Raw genomic sequence first — 25,657 nt, 5'->3', positions numbered from 1 at the left:
AAATCCAGCCTGATTTGGTGGCAAAAGTCAGGTGCCGTGACCAGATACTCAAGATCAAGCGATTGTGTGGTTCTGGCCCCTTCACGAAGTCGCTGGAACGGTTCATGCTTGAACAATGCTGAGGCGCTGCGACATCGCGTAGCCCGGCCCGCAGGATGGAGATAAACCATGACAGCATGCATCGTCGGCTGGGCGCATTCGCGTTTCGGCAAGCTCGAAGGCGAGACGCTGGAGGGCCTGATCACCAAGGTGGCTAGCGAGGCGCTCGATCATGCCGGCATCGGTCCGGACGAGGTCGACGAGATCGTGCTTGGTCACTTCAATGCCGGCTTTTCCGCACAGGATTTCACCGCAAGCCTGGTCCTGCAGGCCGACGACCGGCTGCGCTTCAAGCCGGCGACCCGCGTCGAGAACGCTTGCGCCACCGGTTCGGCGGCGGTCAGGCAAGGCATCCGCGCCATCGACGCCAATGCCGCCCGCATCGTGCTGGTGGTCGGCGCCGAGCAGATGACAACGACATCAGGTCCAGAAATCGGCAAGAACCTTCTCAAGGCCTCTTATCTGCCCGAGGAGGGCGACACGCCGGCAGGCTTCGCCGGCGTTTTCGGCAAGATCGCCCAAGCCTATTTCCAGCGCTATGGCGACCAGTCGGACGCGCTGGCGATGATCGCCGCCAAGAACCACAAGAACGGCGTCGACAATCCCTATGCGCAGATGCGCAAGGATTTCGGCTATGAGTTCTGCCGGCATGAGAGCGAGAAGAACCCCTTCGTCGCTGGCCCTCTGAAACGCACCGACTGCTCGCTGGTTTCGGACGGCGCCGCCGCCCTGGTCCTTGCCGACACGGCGACTGCGTTAAAGATGCGCCGCGCCGTCGCCTTCCGCGCCAACGAGCATGTGCAGGATTTCCTGCCGATGTCGAAGCGCGATATCCTGGCGTTCGAAGGCTGCGAACAGGCCTGGAACCAGGCGCTGAAGAGGGCTGGTGTGACGCTCGATGATCTGTCCTTCGTCGAGACGCATGACTGCTTCACCATCGCCGAGCTGATCGAATATGAGGCGATGGGACTGGCGAAACCGGGCGAGGGCGCAAAACTGGCGCTGGACGGCGAGACGGCGAAGGATGGCCGGCTGCCGGTCAATCCGTCCGGCGGGCTGAAGGCCAAGGGGCACCCGATCGGCGCCACCGGCGTCTCGATGCACGTGCTGAGCGCCATGCAACTCGTCGGCGAGGCCGGCGGCATCCAGGTACCGGGAGCAAGGCTCGGCGGCATCTTCAACATGGGCGGCGCTGCGGTCGCCAACTACGTTTCCATTCTCGATCGGATCAGATAAAAGCGGCCCGCATTACAGCGCCGCGCGCCCTTCCGGGCGCGCAAAGGACGCTGTAACACTTTGATTTTACGCATGACTTTCGAGGTCATGCGTTAGCGGGGAAATCATGACGAATCCGGTTCTGGTCGAAGTTTTGCGCGGCGCCGTGGTCGAGAGCGCCCATCGTGGCGCCATTGCGGTCTTCGATGCCGATGGCAAGCCGGTCTGGGAAATCGGCGATACGGTCCGCCCTGTGTTCCCACGCTCGGCGGTCAAGGCGATTCAGGCGCTGCCGCTGGTCGAAAGCGGCGCGGCCGATGCGTATGGTTTCGGCGACCGCGAACTAGCGCTAGCCTGCGCTTCGCATTCCGGCGAGCCGGCGCATGTCGAACTGGCGCGGGCGATGCTGGCGAAGGCCGGGCTGGACGAGGCGGCGCTGGAATGCGGCGCACATTGGCCATCCGGCCACGACGCGACGCTTGCGCTTGCCAGCGCCGGCAACTTGCCAAATGCGCTGCACAACAATTGTTCTGGCAAGCATGCGGGCTTTCTCTGCACCTGCGTCCACGCCGGCATCGCCCATCGCGGCTATGTCAAATCAGGCCATGCCTCGCAGGAGATGGTGCGCGATGCGATGCAGGCGGTGACCGGTGCCGCCCATGATTTCGATCATTGCGGTACTGACGGCTGCTCGATCCCGACCTATGCCGTGCCGCTACGCAGCTTCGCGCTCGGCTTTGCCCGCATGGCGACCGGGGTCGGCTTTGAACCCGTGCGCGCCAAAGCCGCAAAGCGGCTGCTTTCCGCCTGCATGGCCGAGCCCTTTCTGGTCGCCGGCACAGGCAGGGCCGATGTTGCGCTGATGGAGGCCGCACCCGGCCGGATTTTTGTCAAGGGAGGGGCCGAAGGCGTCTATTGCGCAGCCCTTCCGGAGCTTGGCCTTGGCATTGCGCTCAAATGCGATGATGGCGCTGGCCGCGCGGCTGAAGTCATGGTCGCGGCATGCATGGCCAGGCTTTTGCACGCCAACAAGGCACTGGCGGAGAAGCTGATCGAACAGGCAAATCCACCCATCCAAAGCCGGATCGGCGCCAAGGTCGGCGCACTCCGCCCCACTGCTGCACTGAGATCGGGCATTCAGCTCACATGATTGCGCTCGATGGTCAGGTGCGCATAGCCGGCATTGCCTGACGAGGCGAGATCGCCGGTCACCGGCTCGGCCCAGCGGTGGCCGACGATAGCCCCGTTCTGGGCGCCGTCGATGACATTGTCGGAGACGACCGCCGTCCCGGCGCCCTCGACCACGGTGACGGCGATGCCGGTTCCGGCCTTGCGGATGATATTCGCGGTGGCGACCACATTGCGCATGAACGGCCCCCAGCCGATGTGCATGCCGTAGAGCGGCGCATTCTCGATCACGTTGCCGGAGACGGCAGTATCCGCCTCGACGCTGACACCGACGCCGAAACCGGGCGCGTCGGCAGGGTAGGGGCCGCTGGTCGAGAGATTGCGGATGATGTTTCCCGAACACACGCCCATGCGGCCGCCTTCGTTGAAATTGACGATAGAGATGCCATTGGCGGCGCCATCGACGATGTTGTTGCTGACGATCGCCCCCTCGAAGGAGAATTCGGAATAGAGTGCCGTCTCGCCCGACCGCGAGCAGGTGTTGCCGGCGATATGCAGATTGCTGGCGCTGTTGGCGCGGATCGCCGAAAACGCACAATCCGAGACGATATTGCCCGAGATGACGACGTTGCCGGCGCGGAACGCATTGATGCCGTTGCCGTTCTGGCCGGTTCCGCCGCTTCGCGCCTGAATGCGCTCGACGCGGTTGCCGCTGACGATAGTGCCGTCCTCGGCCGCTTGCCAGCGGTGCACGAGGATGCCGCCATTGGCGCAGTCGGACACGGTGTTGCCTGATATCTCCAGGCCGGCGGCTTCGACCGAATAGATACCGGCGTCGGTTGCGCCTGATATTTCCGAGCGCTCGATGCGACCCGAAGCGTGCTCGAGCGCCAGGCCGTTCTTGCCGCTGCCTGATATCTGGCAATTGTCGATGACGAGGTGAGCGACGCGGCGAAGGTCGAGCAGGCCTTGCGCGTAATCGCCCATCCAGCGGTTGGTGCCGTCGAATACCAATCCGGTGAATTCGATATGCTCAGCCTGTTCGGCCATGAGCAGGTGGCCGTTGCCGCCATAGACGATCCGCGATGCGCCCGGCACGCCGGAAAGTCTGATACGGCTGGGCAGCGAAAGGTTGGATACAACATAGGTTCCCGGCGGCAGGAACACCGGCATGTCGCGGTCGTTTGCCTCGCGCAGCAGCGTGGCGAAGGCCTCGCTCTGGTCGTCAAGCGCGCCGGGCTGCACGCCGAGGTCGGCAGCGTTGATCGAGCCGCGCATCGGGGCATTGTCGATGCCGGGCAGGCTGGCCGCCGCTGCCTTGCCGAGCGAGAGGCCCAGGACGGCAAAGCCGGCGGTTTGTGCGAGAAATTTTCGTCTGTTCAACATCGGCACAGAGTCCCAGCGTTCGGCCGTCACGCCGCAGGAATCGTGCCAGACCGGATCGGCCGATCCGGTTTGCCGGCAATAGCTTGTGAAGTCGCCGCGCGAGGCATAAGCTCGACTAATGAGCAGAGCCTTCACGCGCGAAGAGGATAGCGAAAACGCCATCGCCGGCATCGGCGAGCGGCCGATCAGTCAGCATCGCAATCTGGTGACGCAACGCGGCCTGGCGCTGATCGACGCCGAACTGGCTGTCCTGCGCGATGATCTGGCCAGAGCGGAGAAGAGGGCCGACCGCGAGCGCATCGCGCTCATCTCGCGCGACCTGCGCTACTGGACCGCGCGGCGTGAAAGCGCCGAGCTTTCCGTGCCGGAACCGGGCAGCGACCTGGTTCGCTTCGGCATGGGTGTCACGCTGGAAGGCGATGACGGCAGGAAGGTGCACTGGAAGATCGTCGGCGAGGATGAGGCCGATCCGGCCAAGGGCACGATTTCCCATGTTTCACCGATGGCCCTGGCTTTGTTCGGCAAGAAGGTCGGCGAAATTGCCGTGGTGAACGGCAAGGAGTGGGAAATCGTCAAGCTCTCCGACAATTAGACCTCGATCTTGACGACATGGTCGCGGAAGAATGCCGCCGCCCCAGCCTCGTCGATCTCGCCGGCGGCGACGCCCATGACGAATTCATAGATCGTGCCGTTGTCGGCCGTCAGCGTATAGCCGTTGACAATTTGGAACGCGCCGGCGGCGACGATGGCCGTGCGCTTGTTGCCGTCGACAAAGGCGTGATTTCTGGCGATACCGAAGATATAGGCCGCAGCCAGATCCTCGATCGATGGATCACCATAGTTTGCCTTGTTCTCGGCTCGGGCGAGCGCCGGTTCAAGAGCATTCTCGTCTCGCAAGCCCTGCGCGCCGCCATGCCGGCGCAGCTGCTCCGCGTGCATCGCTTCCACGGCGCGCCGGCTCAGGAATTGCCAGCTCATTCGGCGAGCTTTTGAAGCGCCACTTTGTATTTGTCCATCACCTCGCGGGCAGCTTTCATTTGCCGCTCGAAGCTATCGTCCACCGGCTTCAGCGCAAGGCCATCACCGGTTTCAACGATCTGAAGCTGGTCGCCAGCCTTCAGGTTCAGACGATCGAGAAGCTCCCTCGGCAGGATGACGCCTTCGGAATTGCCGATCTTGCGGATGATCGTGTTCATGGTGCTGCACCCTTGTTGCAACACCAATTATAACGAAACACGCCCCCGTTACAACACATACTATAACGGCTCATCCAGCCTGCAGCAGCCGGTCCATCAGCCGGTCGGCGGCCTCGGGGATGACCGTGCCCGGCGGGAAGATCTCCGCGGCCCCCGCCTGCAGCACAGCACCGTAATCCTGCGGCGGGATAACGCCGCCGGCGACGATCAATATGCCATCGCGGCCGAGCTTCTTCAGCGCGTCCTTGAGTTCGGGAATGAGCGTCAAATGGCCCGCCGCCAGCGACGAGGCGCCGATGATATGCACGTCGTGCTCGACCGCGAGCCTGGCGATCTCGTCCGGCGTCTGGAACATCGGCCCAACGGTCACGTCGAAGCCGAGATCGGCAAAGGCCGTGGCGATGACCTTCTGGCCGCGATCGTGGCCGTCCTGCCCCATCTTGGCGACGAGAATGCGCGGCTTGCCTCCGGACTTCTCCTCGAACGCCACGATCTTGTCCTGCAGCCGGTCGACCACCGGATTGTCGCCGAGCGCCTTGCGATAGACGCCGGAGATCGTCTGGACCGAAGCGACATGGCGGCCGAAGACCTTTTCCAGAGCCAGCGAAATCTCGCCGACCGTGGCGTTGGCGCGCGCGGCGCGAATAGCGAACTCCAGCAGATTTTCGCCGCTCTCCGCAGCGCGGCTCAGCGCACTCAGTGCGCTCTCGACGGCACCGACGTCGCGCGTGCCTTTCAGCCGTTGCAGTTTCGACAATTGACGGGCTCTGACTTCGGCGTTGTCGATCTTCAGCACGTCCACTTTGATGTCCGTCTCCGGACGATGGGCGTTGACGCCGACCAGTATCTGCTCGCCGGAATCGATCCGCGCCTGCGTGCGCGCGGCGGCCTCTTCGATGCGCAGCTTCGGTATGTTTTTTTCGGTTGCGGCGGCCATCCCGCCCAGCCTTTCGACCTCCTCGATATGGGCAAGCGCGCGCGCCGCCAGGTCATGCGTCAGCCGTTCGAGATAGGCAGAGCCTCCCCATGGATCGATGATGCGGGTGGTACCGGATTCCTTTTGCAGGATGAGCTGCGTGTTGCGGGCGATACGAGCCGAATGGTCTGTCGGCAGCGCCATCGCCTCGTCGAAGGAGTTGGTGTGCAGCGATTGCGTATGACCCTGCGTCGCCGCCATCGCCTCGATCATGGTGCGGATGATGTTGTTGTAGGGGTCCTGCGCCGTCAGCGACCAGCCCGAAGTCTGGCAATGGGTGCGCAGCGACAGCGAGCGCTCGTCCTTCGGCAAGAAGTTCTTCAGCATCAGGTTCGACCACAAAAGGCGGGCTGCCCTTAGCTTGGCGACCTCCATGAAGAAGTTCATGCCGATCGCCCAGAAGAAGGAAAGGCGCGGCGCAAAACGGTCGATATCGAGACCCGCCGCGACACCGGCGCGGGCATATTCGATGCCGTCGGCGATCGTGTAGGCGAGCTCGAGGTCGGCGGTCGCACCTGCCTCTTGCATGTGATAGCCGGAGATCGAAATCGAATTGAACTTCGGCATGTGCTGCGACGTGTAGGAGAAGATGTCCGACACTATCCGCATCGAAGGCTTTGGCGGATAGATGTAGGTGTTGCGCACCATGAACTCTTTCAGGATGTCGTTCTGAATGGTTCCGGCGAGGTCCTTCTGCGCAACGCCCTGTTCTTCCGCCGCCACGATGTAGAGCGCCATGATCGGCAGCACCGCGCCATTCATGGTCATCGACACCGTCATCTCGTCAAGTGGTATGCCGTCGAAGAGCTGGCGCATGTCGAGGATGGAATCGATGGCGACGCCGGCCATGCCGACATCGCCGGCAACACGCGGATGATCGCTGTCGTAGCCGCGATGCGTGGCGAGGTCGAAAGCGACCGACAGTCCCTTCTGGCCGGCTGCAAGGTTGCGCCGGTAAAAGGCATTCGACTCTTCCGCCGTCGAGAAGCCTGCATATTGCCGGATCGTCCACGGCTGCTGGACGTACATGGTCGGGTAGGGGCCGCGCACGAATGGCGGCAGGCCCGGATAGGTGTCGAGATGCGGTAACCCCTGGAGGTCGCCCTGGTTGTACAGATGCTTGATGGCCAGCCCTTCCGGGGTCATCCGCTGGCCCTTGGCCTCGATCGGCGCCCGGCGCGGCGCCGACCAGCCGATCTGGCTGAAATCCGGGATCATGGCGCTGCTCCGATCGATTGATCGAGGCGGATCGGAAACAGCGGCTCGCACACCGCTACGCCCTCGGTGACGGCAGGCCGCCGCTCCGCCGCCAGCGTTTCGACCGGACGTTCGGTCTTCGACGGGTGAAGCGTCGTGCCGATGATGGCCCGATCGCCCGCCTGATAGGCAGCATTGCGGCGGGCGGCGGCCGCCTGAACCCGTTCCTGGATGTGTCCTTGCTGCAGGCTGGACAGCACGCCGCCTTCCGCCTCGATCCGCTGGAATTCTTCCCACGCCGCTTCGCAGAGTTCGGCGGTCAGCGCTTCAACCGCGCCCGAACCGCAAGCAGGGTCGGCGACATGATCGATATGGCTTTCGCTGGCCATGATCAGTTGCGTATTGCGGGCGACACGGCGGGCAAAGCCCGCCGGCAGGCCATGCGCGATCGTATGCGGCAGGATGGAGATCGAATCCGCCCCGCCGGCTGCCGCGGCAAAACCGGCGATCGCAGTACGCAGGATGTTCGTCTCCGGGTCCGCCGAAGTCATCATGCGGAAGGACGTCTCGGCATGGATGTTGGCGGTGGAGGCGACGATCGAGCATGCCTCCTGAACACGCGCCCACAGCCTGCGCAAAGCCCTGACCTTGGCCATCGACACGAATTGATCCTGGTCGACGCTCAGCGCAAAACCGATATGGGGCGCCGCATAGACGAGCGGCTGGCGCGCCTCCTCGAACATCCGGAGATAGGAGACCGCCGAAGCCATCATGGCGCCCAGCTCCTGCGCTTCGGTGGCGCCGGCATTGTGGAAGACGCGTCCGTCTGCCTCCAGCAGAACCCCGGGCACGCCCATCGAGAAAAAATGTGCCAGGGACTGCGGCATCGATGCCTGCAGGGCCTCGATCGACATCCGCAACCGGCCGGTTCCGGCAAAGATTGCCGCCGGATCGATACCGAAGGAAAGGTTGAGCTTTGCCGGGTCCGACCGGCGCTTGCTCAAGAACGCAACCAGCCAGTCGGCCACGGCGCGGCTCCAGGGATGCGCGTCGATGCGGACCTGGATGCGGTTGAGCGGCACGCCGTCGAGCACGGTCTCCAGCGCCTCGGCAGTCCTCGGCAGGCCGTAGCCGAACGCATTCGGCGCGCCTTCGAAGACAAGCGACAATCCGGTGGCGCCCTGTGCGACGTCTTCCAGGGCCTGGGCTTTGGCGCGGCCGATATCCGGATCGTCGATACGCTGGCTGACGATCCACGGCGATCTGGGATTTGCCCGCGCGAGAGGCTCTGCGGTGACTGAACGATCATAGAGCGGCTCGATGCGGATGCCATCGTCCGTATGGGATACGAGCGTTTCCTCGAAGGATCCGCCGGCCAAGGCTTTTTCCGCAAGGGCCAGCCACCGCTGCCGGTCAGGGTTCGGAAGTTCGGCATCGTGGGTCAAGGCACCGGCGCCCATCCGCTCTCCTCGTCTTCTCGGCCGATAGGCCTGGAACGTCAGTCTACGGTTCCCCGTCCCATATCACAATGCAACACGCGTCCTGCGACGGTGAACCGTCAACCGATTGCCAAACATGCGCAAAATCCGCAAGCTCCAAAAGCCCTATTTCGACCATGGCCATTGTCGCTGCGCAATGGCGTCATTATACCTGCGGCGAGCCCCGTTACTTTCAATAGACAGGGCGTTCAACACTTCAGGTTTGCGGAGACCGGACACATGGCTGACGACACCAGTATTTTCATAGGAGCCAGCCGAAAGCTTGATGACAGCTACCAGCGCGCCGAAAATCTGCTGCTTCAGTATGGCAATCGTCACGGCCTGGTCACCGGTGCGACCGGTACTGGCAAGACCGTGACCTTGCAGATTCTGGCGGAAGGTTTCTCCAATGCCGGCGTGCCGGTCTTCTGCGCCGACATCAAGGGCGATCTGTCCGGTATCGCCATGATGGGCACGGCACAGGATTTTCTGGTCAAGCGCGCCGAGCAGGTCAAGCTCGATCCTTATGATTTCCAGGAATTTCCGGTCATCTTCTGGGATTTGTTCGGCGAGCAGGGCCATCCGATCCGCGCCACCGTCTCGGAAATGGGGCCGCTGCTTCTGTCGCGCCTGATGAACCTGTCCGAGGCGCAGGAAGGCATCATGAACATCGCCTTCCGCATCGCCGACGAAGAGGGCCTGTTGCTGCTGGACCTGAAGGACCTGCAAGCGCTTCTTGCCAACATCGCCGAACGCGCCGAAGAAATCGGCGCTCGCTACGGCAATGTCACAAAACCCTCGGTCGGCGCGATCCAGCGCACGCTGCTGGTCCTGGAGCAGCAGGGAGCGACGAATTTCTTCGGCGAGCCGGCGTTGCGCATCGCCGACATCATGCGTACCACCCGCGACGGGCGCGGCGCCATCAGCGTGCTGGCTGCCGACAAGCTGATGATGAATCCCAGGCTCTATGCGACATTCCTGTTGTGGCTGATGTCGGAGTTGTTCGAGGAGCTTCCCGAAATCGGCGACCCCGACAAGCCAAAGCTGGTCTTCTTCTTCGACGAGGCGCACCTTCTGTTCGATGACGCGCCGAAGGTGCTGATCGACCGGGTCGAACAGGTGGTCCGCCTGATCCGTTCGAAGGGCGTCGGCGTTTACTTCGTCACCCAGAATCCGCTGGATATCCCCGAAACGGTTCTAGCCCAGCTCGGCAACCGCGTGCAGCACGCCCTGCGCGCCTACACGCCACGGGAGCAGAAGGCCGTGAGGACCGCCGCCGAGACGTTCAGGCCCAATCCCGATTTCGACTGTGCAACCGTGATCACGCAGCTCGGCACCGGCGAGGCGCTGGTCTCGACGCTGGAAGCCAAAGGTGTTCCGTCCATGGTCCAGCGGACCCTGGTTCGCCCGCCGTCGTCGCGACTTGGGCCGATCACGCCTGACGAGCGCCGTATGCTGATCACCGAGAGCCCGGTCGCGGGACAGTACGATCAGACCGTCGATCGCGACTCGGCTTTCGAGATGCTGCAGAAAAAAGCCAAGGATGCGCTGGACGCGGAGGCGCAGCAGCAGGAGAGCGGCCGCTCACGCTGGACCATTCCAGGCTTCGGCAATGACGATCCCGCCCACCAGCCCACCGGCAGCAGGCGAGCACCGGCGCCGCGAGCGTCAAATCGCCAGACGGTGGCGGAGGCGGCGATCAAATCGGTCGTTCGTTCGGTCGGGTCATCCGTCGGACGGGCAATCGTGCGCGGCATCCTCGGAAGCCTGGCAAGGGGGCGGCGCTGAAAGCACCGCATCGGACCCAAAGTGGGCACCGGTTTTGCGAGAATCCGACTGCTCAGGGAAAAGCATCGGACCGGAAAGTTGCGGCGCCGAAAGTCCACCGCTCCAACGCTTTCGACCAGCTCAGAAAATCGAGTCAGAGATCGTTCTTGCCGGGCCGAGCAGGATCGATCCTTCCGGGACGCCCGCATCGATCGGAATGGCTTTGCGGTCTGCCGTGGCAACCAGCTCCTGACCGACACCGGCGGTAACGACCACCGGCGTCTTGTTGGGCACGCGGTTGTAGAGATCGATAATGTCCTGATTTATCAAGCGAACGCAGCCGGATGATACCGATTTGCCTATGGAGAACCACTCCGGCGAACCGTGCAGGCGGTAAAGCGTGTCCTCGTTGCCCTCGAACAGATACAGCGCCCGCGCGCCGAGCGGATTCGTCAGCCCGCCGGGCATGCCGCCATTCTCGGCGCTGTATTTTGCGAGCTCGGGCTGGCGGGCGATCATTTCGGCCGGCGGGGTCCATTTCGGCCACTTCTGCTTCCACTGGACGACGGCATCGCCAGACCATTCGAAACCGGCGCGACCCAGCCCGACGCCGTAACGAATGGCTTGTCCGCCCGGTCGCACGAGATAGAGGTGGTGGCCAGCCGTATCGACGACAATGGTGCCGGGCCGTTGGCCGGTCGGATCGGGAACGATCTGACGCAGAAATTGCTCGTCGATTTTCTCGAACGGTATGCCCGGGAGCTCGAACCCACCGTCGCTGACCGGAGCGTACATTGTTGCATAGTCCAGGAGCGGCGGCTCGACGTTGGCTGGCGGCGGCGGCTCGACCGGCTGCCCTCCCACCGTGGTGCAGGCGGAAACCGCAATCGAGGCGGCGCCGAGCGCAGCGGCGTTGAGAAAGCCGCGACGGCTCAGGCGATAGGACTCGATTTCGGTTGTGAACATGGTTGCCTTTAGGTCTCAAATCGAAACAAAACATCAATACGCCGATCAGTACGGCGCCAGCCCTACCAATGCCCGGCGCGATAGGCGGTTCCGATTCTGGCCTGAGGGTGGACAAACAAAGGCAAAGCTGTGACGGTTCCGCCGCTGTTGCGCCGGGGCAACAGGGCTAGAGCGCGCGACGTCCATTTGGACGCGTAAGGACGCTGTAGCACTTTTACTTTGCGCATGGTCCCTTCCAGAAATCGATTCCGATTTTGGGTCATGCGTCAGCCTCCAGTCAGCAAGCCTTCGAGCGAGGGCAGGATTAGGGCCGGCGGAAAGTCATGGTATTCTTCGGGTTGGTTGGAGCGGTTGATCCAGACTGTCCGGAAACCAAATTTGGTGGCGCCGGCGACGTCCCAGCGGTTCGATGACTGAAACGACACCGCACCCGGATAGAGGCGCCAGCCTGTCGTGACCATGTCGTAGACCGACGGATCGGCCTTGAAGCGCTTGACGGCGTCGACGGAATAGATGTCGTCCAGAAACTGGTCGAGCGCGGCCGAGTTGACCGCCGCCTCCAGCATTTCAGGCGAGCCGTTCGAGAGTATCGCCAGCTTGGCGCCAGATGCTTTGAGCGCCTTGAGCACGACGGGCACCTCCGGATAGCAGTCCAGCCGCCAATAGGCGTCGAGCAGCTTGGCCCTGAGCCCCTTGTCCGCCGAGGGAACCTTGCGCAGCGCGAAATCGAGCGCCTGCTCGGTGAGTTGCCAGAAATCGGCGTAGGCGCCCATCAGCGTCCTGACCCAGGAATATTCCAGCTGCTTGGCGCGCCATATCTCCGACAGGAGCTGGCCATCCGGCCCGATCTGGTCGGCATGACGGCGCACGGCGGCATGGACATCGAACAGCGTGCCGTAAGCGTCGAAAACGTAAGCCGCGTGGTGCATGGTGACAGTTTTGCGGCGAGGCAAGGCAAGGCGCAAGCACAGATTGCAGTTCACATAGCGCTGGCCTCAACAAATCTCAGCGATGCCCGTTGACGGCAGACGCCAAAGCATCTTCCAATGGCGACACAGGACAGTCTGGAACGGAAACCAAGCGATGACACTGGCGACTGCGGCGCAATCCGCGACATGGACCTTCGTGGATGGCGACTGGTACGAAGGCAACGTCGCCATCCTGGGGCCGCGCAGCCATGCCATGTGGCTCGGCACCAGCGTGTTCGACGGTGCCCGCTGGTTCGAGGGCGTCGCCCCCGACCTCGACCGCCACGCCGCGAGGGTAAACGCTTCGGCGATCGCGCTTGGTCTCAAACCATCCATGAGCGCCGAAAAGATCGTCGGGCTGACCTGGGACGGGCTGAAGAAGTTCGACGGCAAGACGGCGGTCTACATAAGGCCGATGTACTGGGCCGAGCATGGTGGCTATATGGGCGTGCCGGCCGATCCGGCCTCGACCCGTTTCTGCCTTTGCCTCTATGAATCGCCGATGATCCCGCCGTCGGGCTTTTCGGTCAGCGTCTCGCCGTTCCGGCGTCCGACCATCGAAACCATGCCGACCAACGCCAAGGCCGGCTGCCTTTATCCCAACAACGGTCGTGCCATCCTCGAAGCCAAGATGCGCGGCTTCGACAATGCCCTGGTGCTCGACATGCTTGGCAATGTCGCCGAGACCGGAACCTCGAACATTTTCCTGGTCAAGGACGGCCATGTCCTGACGCCGGCGCCGAACGGCACATTCCTGTCCGGCATAACCCGCTCGCGGACGATGATGCTGCTTGACGAGTATGGGTTCAAGACCACCGAAAAGACGCTGTCGGTGCGCGATTTCCTCGAAGCGGACGAGATATTCTCGACCGGAAACCATTCAAAGGTCGTGCCGGTCACCCGCATCGAGGATCGCAATCTTCAGCCCGGGCCTGTAGCCAAGAAGGCGCGCGAACTCTACTGGGATTGGGCGCATTCGACTTCGGCCGGCTGACTGGCGAAAAAGCGAACCGGCGCTTCATTCCGGAGTTGCTCCATATTAATCCAGACCTATGTTAGTCCGGTATTGCACCGGATTTTTCCACGAGGAGTACGACCGATGGCTTTTGAACTGCCCGCCTTGCCCTATGACTACGAGGCTTTGCAGCCTTACATGTCGAAGGAGACGCTGGAGTATCACCACGACAAGCACCACAAGGCCTATGTCGACAACGGCAACAAGCTTGCTGCCGAAGCCGGGCTCGGCGATTTGTCGGTCGAAGAGGTTGTGAAACAGTCCTTCGGCAAGAACCCCGGGCTCTTCAACAATGCCGGCCAGCATTACAACCACATCCATTTCTGGAAGTGGATGAAGAAGGGCGGCGGCGGCAACAAGTTGCCGGGCGCGCTGCAAAAGGCGTTCGACAGTGACCTCGGCGGCTACGACAAGTTCAAGGCCGACTTCATCGCCGCCGGAACCACTCAGTTCGGTTCGGGCTGGGCCTGGGTTTCGGTCAAGGACGGTAAGCTGGCGATCTCGAAGACGCCGAACGGCGAGAACCCGCTGGTCCATGGCGCGACGCCGATCCTGGGCGTCGATGTCTGGGAGCACTCCTATTACATCGACTATCGCAACGCCCGGCCGAAATATCTCGAAGCCTTCGTCGACAGTCTTATCAACTGGGACCATGTCCTCGAGCTCTACGAAAAGGCATAGGCCTAACTGAGTTGCAGGAAAGCCCCGGCAAAACCGGGGCTTTCTTTTTGGCTCAAGGGATCGGCCGCCCCTTTTCCAGCACAGAACGATCGTCGCGAAAAATTTACACAAGCGTGAGGCGAATTTCCGGAATTTTTAAGCCAATTTTGCCGTTATCGATCAGTCGGACCTTCACCCGAAACATCTTCACCATGGAGCCAATTGAATGAGAAAGCTTATCCTCGCCATCTCGATGCTCGCCTTCGCCGGTTCGGCGGCATTCGCCGATCCGATCCAGGAGCGTCAGGCCCTGATGAAGGAACGTGGAAAGATCGCCGGCCAATTGTCGAAAGTGGTCAAGGGCGAGACCCCCTATGACGCCGCGGCCGTGCTGGTGGCGTTGAAGGCGCTGCAGGCGAACGCCGAGAAATTCCATGCAAACGTCGAGACCCTTTTCCCGGCTGGCAGCGAAACCGGCGACACCACCGCTGCCCCCAAGATCTGGGAGGATATGACCGGCTTCAAGGCGGTTGAGGAAAAATATCTCGCCGACGTCAAGGCGGCGGCGGCCGCCCCTGCCGACGTCGATGCCTTGAAGGCGGGGTTCAACACCATAGGCGGCGATTGTGGCACCTGCCACCAGACATACAGGATTAAGAAGGGCTGATAGCGGGCGATGCGCCGGCTGAAAAAACTCGTCGGCGCCGCCCTCGTACTGGGCGCCGCCGGCGCTGTCGCCGGCTGGTTCCAGTCGGCGCCGGTCAGGCTCGACACTGAGACCCTGGCGCAACTCGGCCCCGGCGATGCCGCCAGGGGCAAGCGCGTTTTTTATGCCGGAGGCTGCACATCATGTCATGCGAAGCCAGGCTCACAAGGCGATGCTCGCCTTCAACTGGCAGGCGGTCTCGAACTCAAGACGCCGTTCGGCACCTTCGTGCCACCGAACATCTCGCAGGATGCCAAGGACGGTATCGGCGCCTGGTCGGTCGAAGACCTCGCCAACGCCATGCTGAAGGGGGTGTCGCCGAGCGGCGAGCACTTCTATCCGGCGTTTCCCTATGCATCCTACGCGCGCATGACGCCGGCCGACATTGCCGACCTCCATGCCTTCCTGAAAACGCTTCCAGCGGTCGCCGGCAAGGCGCCGCCCAATTCGCTGGGATTCCCGTTCAACATCCGCCGCGGCATCGGGCTGTGGAAACGTCTCTATTTGAGTGACCAGCCGGTGGTTTCCTTCCCCGATGGCACGCCGGATCCGGTGATGGCCGGCCGCTACCTGGTCGAAGGGCCGGGCCATTGCGGCGAATGCCACACGCCGCGTGATTTTGCCGGCGGCACCAGGAAGAGCGAGTGGTTGGCCGGAGCCACTGCTGCCGAAGGCAGCGGCATCGTGCCGAACATTACTTCGGGTGAAGGCGGGCTCAGTGACTGGTCGGAGGCCGACATAGCCTACTTTCTCGAAACCGGCTTCACGCCGGATTTCGATTCCGTCGGTGGCGCCATGGTCGACGTGCAGAGAAACATGGCCGAACTGACGCCCGAGGACCGGGCGGCAATATCAGCCTATCTGAAGGCCATACCGCCGCATCCCAATGGCTATCCGGCGCGCAAGCAGCCTTCGAGCTGACGCGAAAACCGGACGGGATGGCGGCGCGTCAGCGGTCGCCGAGGAAATCGAAGCCGGCTTCGAAGAAATGATTGTAGTCGCAGGTCATCTCCTCGCCGGGCGCTATGTCACGCAACGCATATGTCTCCTCGGGTGTGGCGACGTCGCAATTCGGGTCATCGGCATGGTTCATGTAGCGCGCGTCGTCGGCTTCGAAAACGATGTAGTTCGGGTCGCGCCGGTCGGGGTAGGAATAGCGATCGAGATAGGCTTTAACCGACCCGGTTTCGCGCTCATAGACCTCGACGAGGATACGCCGGTCGTAATTGGGATCGAGCTTCCAGACCAGTGTGCCGCGTGGGATGTGGTTCTTGGCAAAGACACCGATGCCCTGGATGGGCGATTTGTCGAGATAGACGTCGACGAGCAACATGGCAGACCCTTGACTTGACTGGATGATTTTGGCGGCGCGGCTGCGAAAAGCCGCGCATTGGGTAGCGCGCGGCCATCGCAATTGCGAGCGGAAAATCAGCCAGGCCATGACCCGAAATCGGAATCGATTCCCCGTTGGGGATCGTGCGCAAGATCAAGCTCCTACAGCGCCCTTTGCGCGTCAAAAAGGGTGGGCCGGCGCGGTGGTGGAAAGGTCGGCCTTGCCCGCCACCTTCAGTGCAAACGCATATGTGAAGGCGATTTCCTCGAGCCTGGAAAACCGGCCGGATGCGCCGGCATGGCCGGAGTCCATGTTGATCTTGAACAACACCGGATTGTCGCCGGTCTTGCGGTCGCGCAGCCGCGCTACCCATTTGGCCGGCTCCCAATAGGTGACACGCGGGTCGGTGAGACCGGCAAGCGCCAGGATCGGCGGGTAGTCGAGCGCCCCGACATTGTCATAGGGCGAGTAGGCGGCGACCGTCCGGTAGTCTTCCGCCGAAGCGATCGGGTTGCCCCATTCAGGCCATTCCGGCGGCGTCAGCGGCAAGGTCGCGTCGAGCATGGTGGTCAGCACGTCGACGAACGGAACCTCGGCGACGATGCCGCCGAAGCATTCCGGCGCTATGTTGGCGATCGCGCCCATCAGCATGCCGCCGGCCGAGCCGCCCTGTGCGACAATGCGGTCATGAGCCGTGTAGCGCTCGGCGACGAGGTGGTGTGCGACCGCGATGAAATCGGTGAACGTGTTCATCTTGTGCGCCCGCTTGCCGTCATCGTACCAGCCATAGCCCTTGTCCTTGCCGCCGCGGACATGGGCAATCGCGTAGACGAATCCGCGGTCGACCAGCGAAAACAAATTGGTGTTGAAGGCGGCCGGGACCGTGATGCCGTAGGAGCCGTAGCCGTAAAGCAGGCAAGGCGCTGATCCGTCGAGCGGCGTGTCGCGATGGTGGATGAGCGAGATAGGCACCAGTTCGCCGTCGGCTGCGGGCGCCATCAGCCGCCGCGTTGCGTAATGCTCCGGGTCGTGACCGGACGGAACTTCCTGGATCTTCAGCAGCACGCGCTCGCGGGTGCGCATGTTGTAATCGAAGACCTGCGCCGGCGTTGTCATGGACGAGTAGGAAAAGCGCATGATCTCGGTGTCGTATTCATAGGATCCCGACAGGCCGAGCGAGAAGGCTTCCTCGTCGAAGGAGATGAGGTGTTCCTCGCCGCTCTTGCGGTCACGCACGACGATGCGCGGCAGGCCTTCCTTGCGTTCAAGCCTGACCATATGGTCCTTGAAGCCGATCACCGAAAGGATCAGCCGGCCGGCTTCGTGCGGCACCAACTCCTGCCAGTTGGCGCGCACTGGGTCGCTCGCCGGCGCCGTCATGATCTTGAAATCCTTGGCGCCGTCGGCGTTGGTGAGAATGAAGAAGATATCGCCGCCTTCTTCGAGATCGTATTGCAGGCCGGTCTCGCGCGGCGAAACCAGCTTCGGTTCGGCGAATGGCTCGCTGGCGCTCATGATGCGGTATTCCGAGGTCTCGTGGTCGTTGATGCCGACCATGATCCATTCGTTGGAGCGCGTGCCGCCGACATTCATGAAGAAGCCCGGATCGGTTTCTTCGTAGATCAGCCGGTCGTTCTCAGGACTGTCGCCAAGGGCATGGAACAGCACCTTGGAAGGACGGTGGTTGGGATCGAGGCGGGTGTAGAAAAATCCGTCATTTCCGGCATCCCACACGCCGCCGCCGCCCGTGTCCGGGATCCTGTCCGGCAACTCCTTGCCGCTGGCAACATCGCGCACACGAAGCGTGAAGAACTCGGAGCCCTTGTCGTCGAATGCCCACAGGAGCTTGCCGTGATCGGCCGAATGGTCGACGCCACCGAGGCGGAAATAGGCCTTGCCCTCGGCCTCGATGTCGCCGTCGAGCAGGATCTGCTGGTCGCCGCCATCGCGCGGCGTGCGGAAATAACGCGGCTGCTCGCCGCCAAGCTTGAAGGATGACCCATAGGCGTACGGCCCATCCTTCATCGGCACGGAAGAATCGTCTTCCTTGATGCGGCCCTTCATCTCCTTGAAAAGCTGCTTCCGCAACTGGGCGGTGTCGGCCATCAACGCCGCCTGATAGGCGTTCTCGGCTTCGAGATGGGCGCGGATCTGGCCGTCGAGCAGCGACGGATCCCTGAACATCACTTGCCAGTTGTCGGCTCTCAGCCAGGCATAGTCGTCCGTCCGGGATACTCCATGATGCAGATCGAAGACCGGTCGCTTCTCGGGTTGTGGCGGGCTGACAGTTGGAAATGCTGGGGTTTGGGTCATTGCGTCTCGCTGTGGAAGTTACTTGAATGGAGAATGAACACGCCGATCAGCGCGGGTTCAAGAGCCGGAATGTATGTTTGCGTCGGGCTCCAGAAGATGAGCCGGAGGAGAGGGAAAAATGAAATTCCGTTTTCACGTTGCTGCGGCTTTCGCCGTCGCTTCGACAGTTTTGGCCTTTACCGGCCAATCTCATGCAACCGTGTTCGCAGCTTGGCAAGCCACCAACGTTCCGTTTGGCGACACGCTCAACGTGCGCAAATATCCGGCGGGGTCATCCCAGAAGCAGGCCGCCTATCCCAACGGTGCCGTTTTGCAGATGACCGGGAAATGCACAGGCGGCATAAACCTGCTCGACCTCGCCAAGCAGCCGCACTACAGCGCCGCGCGTCCTCTGGACGCGCAAAGGACGCTGTAGCACCTTTGAATCTGCGCATGGCCCCGAAAATCGATTCCGATTTTCGGGGTCATGCGCTTGGAAGCAGGAACAGAAGATCCGCTATCGCTGGTGCGAAGTCTGGCATGATCCGGCACAGAACGGCAATTTCGTAACCGGCTGGGTCTACGGAAAATACATCACCCCACATCGCTGCCGGTGCGCGGTGCTGATTTCCGGCTAGCTTGCAAAAAGCAAATCGCAACCTATGGTTTTGTGGACTCTGAAAACAACCAGCTAGCCCGCGCCACAACCAAGCATAGCCAAGCATTGAGATTTTTTTTACTGGCTCTCATGGATGTAACGGCAGCTCGACCGGGCGTCCGCCGCTGCTGGTCCGCCCAGAAAATATCGCAAAGTTACAGAGTGCACGAAAGGTTGAAGCTGATCGTCGAATATTTTATTGCCATCGATGAATACAGCGCAAGAAGCGAATTGACTTACTTGGTTTAGTGGCTCATTAGGATGCTGCGACGCGAATCGCAGAGGCTCTTTCCTGCAAAAATTTCGCGCGATGCCCGACCTGTCAAAAATAGGGCGCAGATAGAAACAACTCACGTTGGGGCCAGGAAGCCATGGATATTATCGAAACACCTTCCAGAAATAGTGATGCGCTGATCGAATTGACGGCCGACGTCGTAGCCGCCTATGTCAGCAACAATCCGGTGCCGGTCGGCGAGCTGCCGAGCCTCATCGCCGATGTCCATGCCGCCCTCGGGCGCGTGGGCGGGGCCAGTGAACAGCCTCCTGCCGACAAGCAGAAGCCGGCAGTAAACCCGAAACGCTCCGTCCATGACGACTACATCGTCTGTCTTGAAGACGGCAAGAAGTTCAAGTCGCTGAAGCGTCACTTGATGACCCACTACGGTCTGACGCCGGACGAGTATCGTGAAAAATGGGGCCTGGACGCAAGCTACCCGATGGTTGCTCCCAACTATGCTGCCGCCCGCTCCCAGCTCGCCAAGAAGATGGGTCTCGGCCGCAAGCGCAAGGGACGCTGATATCGGCGCTTCCCAACGTGGGTTGAACGATCAACGGCGCCTCCGGGCGCCGTTTTGGTTTCGGAGCATTGCTGGAGCAGCCGATATGCGTTGCCTCATGTGCGGGCTCTCCGTCATGCGGGGCAATCGCGCGGCCTAATCAGGCGGTCTGCCTCAACGCCGCCTCGGCGTCGCGTTTGATGCGCTTGACCATGGAACGAAGACCATTGGCGCGTTGCGGCGACAGGTGCTCGTCGAGGCCAAGTGCCTTCAGCGTGGCTTCCGCGTCGGTTTTCTGGATCTCGCTGGCGGGTCGTCTGGAAAACAGCGCCAGCATGATAGCGACAAGGCCGCGCACGATATGGGCGTCCGAATCGCCGGCGAAGGTGACGACTGGGTCGGGACCCGATCCATATTCGGTCGTCAGCCAAACCTGGCTGACGCAGCCGGGCACCTTGTTGGCAGGGTTGCGATCCTCATCGGGAAACGGCGGCAGGGCCTCGCCCAGTTCGATCACATAGCGATAGCGGTCTTCCCACTCGTCAAGCAGGGAGAAGTCGTCGCGGATCGTTTGGATCGTCGTGGTCATCACTTGGGATATAGTCATCCGGCGACGCCGCGTCACGGAAAAAGAGGAAAAACACCATAGGCGTCGACGGGCGGACGGCCTGTGGTGCGGTGATAGATGCACTGAAAAATATCTCAGTTTTTCGCCGGCAGATCGATTTTCGCCGGCAAGTCGATTTTGGCGGGCAAGACGATGTCTTTGGGCAAGCTGCCGGTCATTGTCGCCGTGTCTGGTTCGCCCGTCTTGTCGTCCAACATGGCGGCCGCGAACTTGGCGGTCTCCTTGGCCCGGGCGGTGATCGTGTGCATTGCGGACTTGCCGGTCTCGCAGACATCGGGCTTGCGCTCGCATATGCCGGCAATGTCGCCGACCGCATCGCGTGCCGCAAACAACGCCTGGATCGGCCCGACACTTTGGTGGCCTGTCTCGTCGGAGCCGACATTCAGCGGCAGTGCCAGAAGCACCAGCGAAAACCAGAAAGCCATTCTGATCAGAAAGCCCATCTGTATCCCCTCATCTGTGATCGGATCATGCATTCGTGCGGCATGACCTCTTTATGGGTACGATAGTGGCATAGCCGCGCAAAGGACGGCTTGCCCGGTCAGCGAAAATTTTCCTCAAATTTTAGGCAAATTCGAAACGAAGCATTTTGCGATGGATTTGTCTCAAATCCAGCCGATTTTCTTCACTTTAGGTTAACCATCTATCCGGTTGTTTTCCGCAGTTATTTCCCCGAAACGAGGTGTGCCGGTGGCGACTGCCGGAGGCGAAAGGGCGGTTCGCCCGGATAACGCTCCATTTACTATGGCTGCAATTGCCAAGGTTTTGCCGCGCCCGCCTCCCAATATTTGTCTCAGGCCGGGCATTGATCGGTTCCTGCCTTATCCATTCCTTAAACGCTGGATGCGAGTTTCAGATCAACAAAAGCAATCCTGCGAAGCGGGGCAGTTCACGACCAGGTGCGAGTGCGTTGAGTTGAGTTCGATAAGGGCCAGATACGTTGAGTTGCCCGGCGCTATGGCAGCCGGTTGCGAACGTATGGTTCATCCGTCGATCCTCGGACAGAACGACCGCCGGTGCCAGCGCCGGTTTATCGGTGTCATGCTGGCCGCTCCGTTCTTTGCGGCAGGTGCGGCGGTCACGCTGGTCACCTCGGGCATGGGCGCGGCCGTGACCATGGCTGCGATCTTTGCGACTTTCGGCCTCTGCTGGTTTGCCGCCTTGCTGGTGGCGGCATCGGGCAAGATGGCGTTTGCCGGCCAGGTCGCCCTGGTGATGGGCAGTCTTGCTCTTGCCGGTGTCATTGCCGCGGCGGACGGTCCGGCCTCGCCGGTCGCCATGCTTGTCGTGGCGCTGCCGTTCGAAGCCTGGTGGATCGGGGCGTCTCGTCGCGCCGCACTCTGGGGCGCCATAGCTGCATTTGTCGCTATCCTGCTGCAGGCTTTTGCCGGTTCAGTCTTCCCGTTCAGCCCGGCGGAAATCACCGCTTGGCATTGGCTGCTGCCGCTGGGTTGGACGCTCACCGTCGTTCCGCGCGTCGCGAGACTTGGCAATCCGGCCGGCGCGCGGCTTGATCCGGCGACCGACGATCGGCTCGAAAACATCATTGACGCCGTTGTCCTGCGGACCGGCAGGCATGGCGAGGTTCTGGATGCGTCGGCAAAGGCGCGCACGATCCTGAAGCTGCAGCCGGAACTGCTGTCCGGTAGCGGCCTGTTCGACCGCATCCATCTGTCCGATCGCGTCGCATACCTCAGCGCGCTGGCCGATATGCGCGATGGCGCGTCGGCGCGTCGGCTCGATCTTCGCGTCCGACTGCCGCAAAACGGCAACGGCCCAATGGCGGACAATTACCGGCCGTTTTCCCTTGAGCTGATGCGGGCGGAGCAGGAGGATGTCTTCGCGCTCGTCCTGCGCGAGAACGACGAACTCGCCGGCTTGCGCGAAGAGCTTGCCGCTGCGAAAGAGGCGGCCGCGTCTGCCGAAGTGGCGAAGGGACGGTTTCTGGCGGTCGTCAGCCACGAGCTTCGCACGCCGTTGAACGCCATCATCGGTTTTTCCGACATGCTGCTGCATGAGATGTTCGGCACCTTCAAGGATCCGCGCCAGAAGGAATATGTCGGCCTGGTCAAGGAGTCCGGCCAGCATTTGCTTGCCGTCGTCACCTCGATACTCGACGTGTCGAGGATCGAAGCCGGCGCCTATGCAACCGAGCCGGAACCGTTCCGTTTCGTGGAAGCGGTCGAAATGTGCCAGTCGATGATGCGCTTGCAGGCCGAGGCAAAGAACATCGATCTGCAGGCTCAGATCGCACCGGATGCCGGCGAGATTAACGCCGATCGTCGTGCCGTGCAGCAGATACTCATCAACCTAGTCTCCAATGCCATCAAGTTCACGCCCGATGGCGGCGATGTCGTCGTCGGCGCCAAGCGGATCGGCTCGCGACTGCATTTCTGGGTCAGGGACACCGGCATCGGCATCGCCGAGGAAGACTTTGCCAATCTCGGCAAGCCGTTCATGCAGATCCAGAACGACTATACGCGCCGCTTCGAGGGAACCGGGCTCGGCCTGTCACTGGTGAAGGGCCTGGTGGCGCTGCACGAGGGCACGATGTCGATCGAAAGCATGCCGGGCGAGGGCACCACGGTCACGATCAGCTTGCCGGTGAACGGACCGAAGGGACGTTCGACGGACAAGCCCGGCGTGCTGCCAATGCCTGCGGCGAAGGCGGAGACGAAAGGGGACAGGCATGGCTCGCTCCGCAAAACAGCCTAAGACGGTCAAGCGCCGCGGCGATGCCTTCCAGGGTGGCGCGGTCGCGGTCGGCAGCCTGATCTCGCGCAATCCGGTTCTGGTCGGCGGTTCGACCGCCTTCCTGGTGACGCTGTTCTACGTCTCGGCGAACGCCCTGTGGTATCAGCCTTTTCCTCATGCCGGCGCGTTTTTCGCGACCAGGAGCATAGAGAGCTTTCCTCAAGCAGGCGCCGACGAGCCCGAAACCACCATCAACATCGTGCGGCCGGGCCTGGCCCCGATCAAGAGCGATCCGGTCGTCGAGCAGATCCAGGGCATATTGAAGGACCTGGATTTCTATTCCGGCACGGTCGACGGCATTTCTGGCCCCAACACGCGTAAGGCCATACAAGCCTATCAGCAGAAGGTCGGGCTCAACGCATCCGGTGAGATCGACAGCGTTCTGCTCGATCAACTGGGCGCCACGCCAACCGCCTCGACGGTCGTGCCCCATCCGGCACCTCGTCCGGACGACCTGGCCGCGATTCCCGTCTCCGCTTCGGCGCCGGCAGATGTGCCGGCGCAGGCACCCGACGCCCGTATCATCAAGATCCAGGCTGGGTTGAAGGCATTCGGCAATGACGATATGCAACTCGACGGCGTGGTCGGGGCCCGCACCAAGGCAGCGATCAGGGAGTTCCAGTCGCTGTTCGGGCTGCCTGAGACCGGCGAGCCCGACGAGGTCGTCTACGTCAAGATGCGCGAGATCGGCCTGACCAACTGATGGGCGGAGGCGCGCGGTTTTGGTTTCACCCAAACGCAAAGCGCTCTAAGTACCATCCGATGTCGTCCAGAATGCTGCTATGCGCATAACCACCGATCTGTGGGTATCGGCCCTGTTGCGCCGGGTTTTCGGCGCCGGCGGCTTTGCCGCCGTGGTCAAGCGCGGCGCAACCGAGGCCGGCGCCGTCTTCGTGCTGGCGCGAGGCCGCATGGGCGAGATTGCCTTGTTTGGACCGGCGCCGCAGACGAGCTACGATTCAGCCAAACCCGACGACCGATTCTTCAGTTTGCTCGGCGCCGGCGAGGATGCCGCCGTTTTTGACGCACAACTGGAAAGGGAGAAGAAATTCGATCCCGACATCTGGGTCGTCGAGATCGAGGCCGGCGCTGTTCCCGTCGAGGAACTTATTTCCGTCAAGTCGCTCTAACGATATGCATGAAAACAAAGGCTTAAAGCGTTCGCTTGAATCTCTTTCAGACCCGACGCGCCTTAATGCATGTCGCGCAAAAGTGTGCAGCGGTTTTGCGATAACGACGTGCATAAAACAACAACCTGAAGCGCGTCGCATGAGGCCGGTCAGACGCGACGCGCTTTAGGGCTGGCGGCAGCATTGTCGCTGTCCGCTTTGCGGATGTCGGCGCTTGCCGCAACCGGTCCGGCATTGCGAACGGCCTTCGACAGTGTCTCGGCCTTCCAGCCGCGTAGCCTGTCCTGCGCTGCGTCGCGATGCAGCAGTCGGTAGCGGTCGAGGAAGATGCGAATAGCCTGCGGGTGCGGAAACTCTGTGGGATAGACGGCGACGGTGATCAGGAACGCCCTCTCTTCGCCGAGATCAAGCGCGCGCAGGGCGGCTAGAAGGGACGTGTAGTTCTGGTTTGCGGTGAGCGACCGCGCCGTTGAAAAATCGATTTCGAGCGCGTCGGCCAGTGCTGTCTGGAAGAATGCGACATTGCCGGTCAGCGCCGTCTCGCGCAGTTTGACATAGGTTTCAGCGCCGGCGAACGGATTGACGGTCGCGCCGCCGCTCTCATCATCGGCACGCATCATTGACCGCAGCCGGCGCCGTGCATTCTCGGCGGCGGCGCCGGGCACATGCTGGCTGTCGGGGCTGGGCGCGATGACTTCGGCGCTTTTAGGCGCCGTCTTGGCGACCGCCTCCTGCTGCCGCACGCTCACCAGCGTCGGCTTTTCAAGTGCCCTGATCAACTGGGCGATGGTCGGGTTCAGATCCTTGCGGCGCGCGATGGCGCGCGCATGCGGCAGGCCGTGCCGTCCGATCAGCGCGACGAGGTCGATATCACTCAGCGCGCGCGAGCGGATGAGCAACGGCGCGGCAACGTCGACCGGCTCCCCGCAAAGCCGCCGGACCAGCGCAGTGGGTGCGTATTCGCATTCGGAAAGGGCGGCGGCGACATAGCGGCGCGATTCGACCGACACATTGGCGAAAAGCGGAAGCGTCAGATCCTCAAGTTGTGCGATCTCCCGGCGCGAAGGGCGGGTGAGCGAACAGAACGCCGACACCGCCGCGCGGAACAGCCTTTCGGCCTTTCCCGATTCAGCCCGTATAGCGATTTGCCTGAAATCCGAAGCTGACACGAAGGATACGCCTGACACTCGACACGATCTGGACCATGCTCGACCGGGACTGTGTCGGTTTCGCATTTGCCTCGGGTCAGGACTTCCTGACCTCAGAACAAAGATCAAATTAGCGGCGATCCGTTAGCGTTCCGTTAACCTACTGCCGTCCTTAATCAGA

The 25,657-nt window shown here is 61.9% G+C and carries 25 protein-coding genes; 13 read left to right on the top strand and 12 right to left on the bottom strand.

Annotated features, from left to right (window positions below; genetic code table 11):
- Nucleotides 1–168: 168 nt before the first annotated feature.
- Both AC0L3I_RS30565 and AC0L3I_RS30560 read left to right on the top strand, forming a co-directional pair.
- Entirely contained in the window at nucleotides 169–1,335 is a 1,167-nt protein-coding gene (locus AC0L3I_RS30565; RefSeq protein ID WP_473529380.1) for an acetyl-CoA acetyltransferase, read from the top strand.
- 106 nt (nucleotides 1,336–1,441) lie between these two features.
- A complete protein-coding gene (locus AC0L3I_RS30560) occupies nucleotides 1,442–2,464 on the top strand; it encodes an asparaginase (RefSeq protein ID WP_473529379.1) in 1,023 nt (340 codons plus the stop codon).
- Here AC0L3I_RS30560 and AC0L3I_RS30555 read toward each other — a convergent pair.
- A complete protein-coding gene (locus AC0L3I_RS30555; RefSeq protein WP_473529378.1) occupies nucleotides 2,452–3,828 on the bottom strand; it encodes a TIGR03808 family TAT-translocated repetitive protein in 1,377 nt (458 codons plus the stop codon). The two genes, AC0L3I_RS30560 and AC0L3I_RS30555, sit on opposite strands and share 13 nt — an antisense overlap.
- A 118-nt stretch (nucleotides 3,829–3,946) precedes the next feature.
- Here AC0L3I_RS30555 and greA point away from each other — a divergent pair, with 118 nt between their 5' ends.
- Nucleotides 3,947–4,420 (top strand): transcription elongation factor GreA, encoded by a 474-nt coding sequence (gene greA, locus AC0L3I_RS30550; RefSeq protein WP_258118353.1) that lies wholly within the window; start codon nucleotides 3,947–3,949, stop codon nucleotides 4,418–4,420.
- Here greA and AC0L3I_RS30545 read toward each other — a convergent pair.
- The 4 genes from AC0L3I_RS30545 to AC0L3I_RS30530 form a co-directional block, all read right to left on the bottom strand.
- Nucleotides 4,417–4,806, bottom strand: a complete 390-nt coding sequence (locus AC0L3I_RS30545) for a type II toxin-antitoxin system death-on-curing family toxin (protein WP_473529377.1) — start codon at nucleotides 4,804–4,806, stop codon at nucleotides 4,417–4,419. The two genes, greA and AC0L3I_RS30545, sit on opposite strands and share 4 nt — an antisense overlap.
- Nucleotides 4,803–5,024 (bottom strand): AbrB/MazE/SpoVT family DNA-binding domain-containing protein, encoded by a 222-nt coding sequence (locus tag AC0L3I_RS30540; protein WP_473529376.1) that lies wholly within the window; start codon nucleotides 5,022–5,024, stop codon nucleotides 4,803–4,805. Before AC0L3I_RS30540 ends, AC0L3I_RS30545 begins: the two co-directional genes overlap by 4 nt.
- Nucleotides 5,025–5,094: 70 nt before the next feature.
- A complete protein-coding gene (gene scpA, locus AC0L3I_RS30535) occupies nucleotides 5,095–7,218 on the bottom strand; it encodes a methylmalonyl-CoA mutase (protein WP_473529375.1) in 2,124 nt (707 codons plus the stop codon).
- Nucleotides 7,215–8,657: a methylmalonyl-CoA mutase subunit beta gene (locus AC0L3I_RS30530; RefSeq protein WP_473529374.1), complete on the bottom strand. Its 1,443-nt coding sequence runs from the start codon at nucleotides 8,655–8,657 to the stop codon at nucleotides 7,215–7,217. Before AC0L3I_RS30530 ends, scpA begins: the two co-directional genes overlap by 4 nt.
- Nucleotides 8,658–8,915: 258 nt before the next feature.
- Between AC0L3I_RS30530 and AC0L3I_RS30525 the strand changes: the two genes are divergently transcribed.
- Nucleotides 8,916–10,463 (top strand): helicase HerA-like C-terminal domain-containing protein, encoded by a 1,548-nt coding sequence (locus tag AC0L3I_RS30525; RefSeq protein ID WP_473529373.1) that lies wholly within the window; start codon nucleotides 8,916–8,918, stop codon nucleotides 10,461–10,463.
- A 120-nt stretch (nucleotides 10,464–10,583) separates the two neighbouring features.
- On the opposite strand, the gene AC0L3I_RS30520 is transcribed toward AC0L3I_RS30525, so the two are convergent.
- Together AC0L3I_RS30520 and AC0L3I_RS30515 are read right to left on the bottom strand one after the other, a co-directional pair.
- A complete protein-coding gene (locus tag AC0L3I_RS30520; RefSeq protein ID WP_473529372.1) occupies nucleotides 10,584–11,408 on the bottom strand; it encodes a L,D-transpeptidase in 825 nt (274 codons plus the stop codon).
- Nucleotides 11,409–11,674: 266 nt separating this feature from the next.
- Nucleotides 11,675–12,337, bottom strand: a complete 663-nt coding sequence (locus AC0L3I_RS30515) for a haloacid dehalogenase type II (protein ID WP_473529394.1) — start codon at nucleotides 12,335–12,337, stop codon at nucleotides 11,675–11,677.
- Nucleotides 12,338–12,491: 154 nt separating this feature from the next.
- Here AC0L3I_RS30515 and AC0L3I_RS30510 point away from each other — a divergent pair, with 154 nt between their 5' ends.
- The 4 genes from AC0L3I_RS30510 to AC0L3I_RS30495 all read left to right on the top strand — a co-directional run bounded on the left by AC0L3I_RS30510 (nucleotide 12,492) and on the right by AC0L3I_RS30495 (nucleotide 15,678).
- Nucleotides 12,492–13,370 carry a branched-chain amino acid aminotransferase gene (locus AC0L3I_RS30510; protein ID WP_473529371.1) on the top strand — a complete coding sequence of 293 codons (879 nt, stop codon included), beginning with the start codon at nucleotides 12,492–12,494 and terminating at the stop codon, nucleotides 13,368–13,370.
- Between the two features lie 105 nt (nucleotides 13,371–13,475).
- Entirely contained in the window at nucleotides 13,476–14,072 is a 597-nt protein-coding gene (locus AC0L3I_RS30505; protein ID WP_029354634.1) for a superoxide dismutase, read from the top strand.
- Nucleotides 14,073–14,277: 205 nt separating this feature from the next.
- Entirely contained in the window at nucleotides 14,278–14,718 is a 441-nt protein-coding gene (locus tag AC0L3I_RS30500; protein WP_473529370.1) for a c-type cytochrome, read from the top strand.
- 9 nt (nucleotides 14,719–14,727) lie between these two features.
- Nucleotides 14,728–15,678 carry a cytochrome c gene (locus AC0L3I_RS30495; protein WP_473529369.1) on the top strand — a complete coding sequence of 317 codons (951 nt, stop codon included), beginning with the start codon at nucleotides 14,728–14,730 and terminating at the stop codon, nucleotides 15,676–15,678.
- A 28-nt stretch (nucleotides 15,679–15,706) separates the two neighbouring features.
- Here the strand turns inward: AC0L3I_RS30495 and AC0L3I_RS30490 are convergent, their stop codons facing one another.
- On the bottom strand, nucleotides 15,707–16,090 hold the full coding sequence (locus AC0L3I_RS30490; protein WP_473529368.1) for an SET domain-containing protein: 384 nt from the start codon (nucleotides 16,088–16,090) through the stop codon (nucleotides 15,707–15,709).
- 180 nt (nucleotides 16,091–16,270) lie between these two features.
- Nucleotides 16,271–18,403, bottom strand: coding sequence for a S9 family peptidase (locus AC0L3I_RS30485; RefSeq protein WP_473529367.1), 2,133 nt, complete (start codon nucleotides 18,401–18,403; stop codon nucleotides 16,271–16,273).
- Nucleotides 18,404–18,521: 118 nt separating this feature from the next.
- Between AC0L3I_RS30485 and AC0L3I_RS30480 the strand changes: the two genes are divergently transcribed.
- Entirely contained in the window at nucleotides 18,522–18,818 is a 297-nt protein-coding gene (locus AC0L3I_RS30480) for an SH3 domain-containing protein (protein ID WP_473529366.1), read from the top strand.
- 593 nt (nucleotides 18,819–19,411) lie between these two features.
- Nucleotides 19,412–19,837 carry a Ros/MucR family transcriptional regulator gene (locus AC0L3I_RS30475; protein WP_023800837.1) on the top strand — a complete coding sequence of 142 codons (426 nt, stop codon included), beginning with the start codon at nucleotides 19,412–19,414 and terminating at the stop codon, nucleotides 19,835–19,837.
- Nucleotides 19,838–19,976: 139 nt separating this feature from the next.
- Here the strand turns inward: AC0L3I_RS30475 and AC0L3I_RS30470 are convergent, their stop codons facing one another.
- On the bottom strand, nucleotides 19,977–20,405 hold the full coding sequence (locus AC0L3I_RS30470; RefSeq protein WP_473529393.1) for a SufE family protein: 429 nt from the start codon (nucleotides 20,403–20,405) through the stop codon (nucleotides 19,977–19,979).
- Between the two features lie 113 nt (nucleotides 20,406–20,518).
- The gene (locus AC0L3I_RS30465; RefSeq protein ID WP_473529365.1) at nucleotides 20,519–20,887 is read right to left on the bottom strand and encodes a DUF5330 domain-containing protein; all 369 of its coding nucleotides are present in this window, start codon (nucleotides 20,885–20,887) and stop codon (nucleotides 20,519–20,521) included.
- Between the two features lie 535 nt (nucleotides 20,888–21,422).
- Between AC0L3I_RS30465 and AC0L3I_RS30460 the strand changes: the two genes are divergently transcribed.
- From AC0L3I_RS30460 to AC0L3I_RS30450, 3 genes are all read left to right on the top strand, one after another.
- Nucleotides 21,423–23,159, top strand: coding sequence for a PAS domain-containing sensor histidine kinase (locus AC0L3I_RS30460; protein WP_473529364.1), 1,737 nt, complete (start codon nucleotides 21,423–21,425; stop codon nucleotides 23,157–23,159).
- Nucleotides 23,134–23,901, top strand: a complete 768-nt coding sequence (locus tag AC0L3I_RS30455) for a peptidoglycan-binding domain-containing protein (protein WP_473529363.1) — start codon at nucleotides 23,134–23,136, stop codon at nucleotides 23,899–23,901. The genes AC0L3I_RS30460 and AC0L3I_RS30455 overlap by 26 nt, the downstream gene beginning before the upstream one ends.
- 79 nt (nucleotides 23,902–23,980) lie before the next feature.
- Nucleotides 23,981–24,328, top strand: coding sequence for a DUF1491 family protein (locus tag AC0L3I_RS30450; protein WP_123149214.1), 348 nt, complete (start codon nucleotides 23,981–23,983; stop codon nucleotides 24,326–24,328).
- Nucleotides 24,329–24,477: 149 nt separating this feature from the next.
- Here AC0L3I_RS30450 and AC0L3I_RS30445 read toward each other — a convergent pair whose 3' ends face one another.
- A complete protein-coding gene (locus AC0L3I_RS30445) occupies nucleotides 24,478–25,497 on the bottom strand; it encodes a hypothetical protein (protein ID WP_473529362.1) in 1,020 nt (339 codons plus the stop codon).
- Between the last annotated feature and the right edge of the window lie 160 nt (nucleotides 25,498–25,657).

It is taken from the genome of Mesorhizobium sp. WSM4840 (assembly GCF_055811755.1).
Note: the sequence above shows the minus strand (reverse complement) of the source record. Positions and strands in the feature narration are given on the sequence as shown.